This window comes from Microbacterium sp. Bi128 (assembly GCF_918698205.1).
This window is the reverse complement of the sequence record NZ_CAKKMM010000558.1, coordinates 1-3,140: the sequence shown is the minus strand read 5'-3', so window position 1 is coordinate 3,140 and position 3,140 is coordinate 1. Positions and strand designations below refer to the sequence as shown.

The following is a 3,140-nucleotide window of genomic DNA, read 5'->3' as shown; positions in this document are numbered from 1 at the left end:
ATGGCCCGGCAGGCGGAGGCCGAGCGGGAGAAGCGGGCCAAGATCATTTCGGCCGAAGGAGAGGCGATCGCCGCCGTGGCGCTCGGCGCGGCATCTGACACGATGATGGCCCACCCGGTCGCCCTGCAGTTGCGGAATCTTCAGTCCCTTGTGGAGATCGGGGTGGACAAGAACTCAACCGTCGTCTTCCCGGCGCCCCTGATGAGCACCATCGCCGAACTGGCCGCTTTCCTGGCACGCGAGGACCATGTGGCCAAGACGGCGATGACGGCGACGGCGACGCCAGAGGCACCGACAACGACGCCACCGATCAAAGCGGCGTAGCGTCCGCCCGGGCCTATTATCGAGGGATGGACAAATCTGCCCTGACCCGGCGCCGGCTGCTTGAGCTGGCAGGAATCGGCCTTGGCGCGTCCGCGCTCTCTGCCTGTACAGAGGGCGTCGCGCCTCCCGAGACGTCTCCGCCCGTGCCAGCCAGCCCAGCCAGCCCGACGACGTCAGGGCAGCGGGCCCGCGCCGGCGCGCTGACGGTCCGGACCAGCACGGGTTCGTTCGTCTCGGCTTTCCGCCCCGGCATCGCCAGCCATTGGTCGCTGGCCGCACCCGAATTGCCGCCCGGCGGCGCGCGGCCCGAATTGCCCGTGGCTGTCTTTCTTCACGGACTTCACGGCAGCCACAAGGCACTGTTCGAGGGCTTGTCGGCGCATAAGGCCCTCCAACGGCACCTCGACGCCGGCGGCGCGCCCTTCGCGATCGCCGCGGTGGACGGCGGAAACACCTGGTGGCACCCCCGCGCCGACGGCAGCGACACCCAGTCGATGCTGGTGAAGGAGTTTGTCCCGTTCCTGGGCAGGCGGGGCTACGACCTTGGCCGGATCGGCCTCTTCGGTCTCTCCATGGGAGGCTTCGGCTCCCTCCTGCTGGCCTCCCAGGGCCGGCTGCCCGGAATACGCGCCGTCGCCGCCATGAGTCCGGCGGTCTGGGACAACTACGACGCACGCATGGACACAGCATTCGACAGCCCGGCTGACTTCGCGGCCCATGACGTGTTCGCGCTCCGGTCCCGGCTCGCGGCGGTGCCCAAGCGGATCGATTGCGGCACAGGGGACGCGCTTGCCGCCACGGTTCGTGCCTACCGTGCAGGGCTGAAGGGCGACGTGGAGGGTGGTTTCCGGCCCGGCGGCCACGACTACAGCTACTGGCGGACCGTGCTGCCCGAGGTGTTCTCATTCCTGGGCCACAACCTCGCCTGAACCCGCCACCGCCGGGCCGCGTACTGCGGCGCCCGCGGAACCCACGGCACGCGCCGCCGGTAGGATCGTACGGTGCTAATTCTGTTGCCGCCCTCCGAGGGCAAGACTCCCGCTGTGCGCGGGGACGCCGCCGACTGGGGCGCCTTGAGCTTTCCCGCCCTCAACAGCTCCCGCGCCAAGGTCCTGGAGGCGCTCGGCACCGTCAGCGCCCACGAGGACGCGCTGGCGCTGCTGGGCGTCGGCGCTTCACTGAGCGCCGACGTCGAACGCAATACACGGCTGCACGCGGAACCTGCCGCCCCGGCCCACCAGGTGTATTCCGGGGTGCTCTTTGACGCCCTCGGCTACAACACGCTGACCCCGGCGCAGCGGAGGAAGGCCGACGAATCGGTGCTGGTGGTCTCTGCCCTGTGGGGCGCCATCCGCTTCGCCGACCGCGTGCCCGCCTACCGGCTGTCGATGGGGACTTCGCTGCCCGACGTCGGACGGCTCGCCTCATTCTGGAAGCCTCAACTGAACGACGCCCTGGCGGCGGCCACTACGGGTGAGCTGTTAGTGGATTGCCGGTCCAGCACCTACGCCGCGGCCTGGACTCCCCCGCCGGAACAGACGGTGGCCGTGAACGTCTTCACCGAGACCGCCGGCGTGCGCAAGGTGGTCAGTCACTTTGCCAAGCACACCCGGGGCGAACTGGCACGGCATTTGCTCAGCCGCCGGGGCAAGGCGCCCCAAACCCCCGCACAGCTGCAGAAGGCGGCGGCGGAGAAGTGGGTTGCCGAACTCGTTGAGGGCACGGCCCGGAAGCCGCACACCCTGAACATCATCCTGCCGAACTGACGCGCAGGCGGGTGCTTAGGCCCACTCGGACGAGCGCACCAGGATGCAGCCGGAGTCCGGGCAGAACACGATGTCGTCCTCGGCCGCGGCCTTGATCTCGGCCAGGTCGCCCGGGCTCAGGTGCATGCCGGAGCCTTCCGAGGTGCCGTGGAAGAGCCGGGCAGCGCCGACGCCACGCTTGGCCAGGGTCTTCTCGTAGACGGCGAGCATTCCGGCGTCGAGTCCGGCGGCGAACTCGGCACGCTGCCCGCGCACCACCGTGGCTTCGGCGGCGATCTCGGCCAGCTGCTCGTCCAGCTCGGCACGGATGGAGCCGAAGGAGCCCTGGATGTCGTCCACAATCTGCTGCTGCGCCCCTTGGCGGGCGCGGAGCGAGTCGAGCCGTTCGAGGACTTCGAGCTCCACGTCCTCGCGGTCCGAGCGGCGCTTGTTCAGGGAGACGAGGTCCCGCTGCAGGGCGACGAGGTCCTTGGACAGCCCCGTGCCGCTGTTGAGCCTGGCCTCGTCGCGTTCGATCCGGGAGGCGACCTGCTCGACGTCGGCCTCTGAGCGTTTGAGCTCCAGTTCAGCATCGTGGACGGCCACCTTCGCGGCACCGAGCTCACCGTTGGCCACGCTGAGGGCGGCTTCCAGGTCCGTGATGCGGGAATCGCTTTCAAGGCTTCGCCGGCGGTTGGACAAGGACTTGAGCTTGGCATCGAGTCCCTGCAATTCGAGCAACTTCAACTGTTCCGCCGGTGCTGCCTTGGCCACTATTTACCTCCGCTAAATCCAATCCGGCCGGAGCCGGGCACCGTCCCGGCGCTCCTTAGACTCTAGCGCCTAGCGTACTCCCCGGCCTCGCTACGCTCACCCGGGGCCCCTCGCACGCCAGGCTTAGCCCGGAGTCAGAATGAAGTCCCACGGGTCGCTGTTAGTGGTGCTGACCCGGATCTCGACGTCGTGGCCCTGGTCGGTGCGCACATTGCCCAGCGCTTCGGCGGCCGCAGGCAGCCACAGCCATTCGCTGGCGAAGTGGGAAACGTCGATCAGTTACGGCCGGTCGTTGAC

General features: G+C 68.8%; 3 protein-coding genes and 2 pseudogenes. 3 read left to right on the top strand and 2 right to left on the bottom strand.

The features are described 5' to 3' along the window. The 3 genes and pseudogenes from LQV45_RS22850 to LQV45_RS22840 all read left to right on the top strand — a co-directional run. Positions 1-324, top strand: a pseudogene (locus LQV45_RS22850) (slipin family protein); the annotation flags it as partial. A 26-nt stretch (positions 325-350) separates the two neighbouring features. Then, positions 351-1,253, top strand: a complete 903-nt coding sequence (locus LQV45_RS22845) for an alpha/beta hydrolase family protein (RefSeq protein WP_230008954.1) — start codon at positions 351-353, stop codon at positions 1,251-1,253. 72 nt (positions 1,254-1,325) lie between these two features. Next, a complete protein-coding gene (locus LQV45_RS22840) occupies positions 1,326-2,090 on the top strand; it encodes a YaaA family protein (RefSeq protein WP_230008953.1) in 765 nt (254 codons plus the stop codon). A gap of 15 nt (positions 2,091-2,105) precedes the next feature. Here LQV45_RS22840 and LQV45_RS22835 read toward each other — a convergent pair whose 3' ends face one another. Then, a complete protein-coding gene (locus LQV45_RS22835) occupies positions 2,106-2,843 on the bottom strand; it encodes a zinc ribbon domain-containing protein (protein ID WP_230008952.1) in 738 nt (245 codons plus the stop codon). Between the two features lie 123 nt (positions 2,844-2,966). Next, positions 2,967-3,122 (bottom strand): annotated as a pseudogene (locus LQV45_RS22830) (Nif3-like dinuclear metal center hexameric protein); the annotation flags it as partial. Between the last annotated feature and the right edge of the window lie 18 nt (positions 3,123-3,140).

Coding starts and splice junctions, on each gene's coding strand:
- LQV45_RS22845 (WP_230008954.1), top strand. CDS start 351: ATGGACAAATCTGCCCTGACCCGGCGCCGGCTGCTTGAGCTGGCAGGA.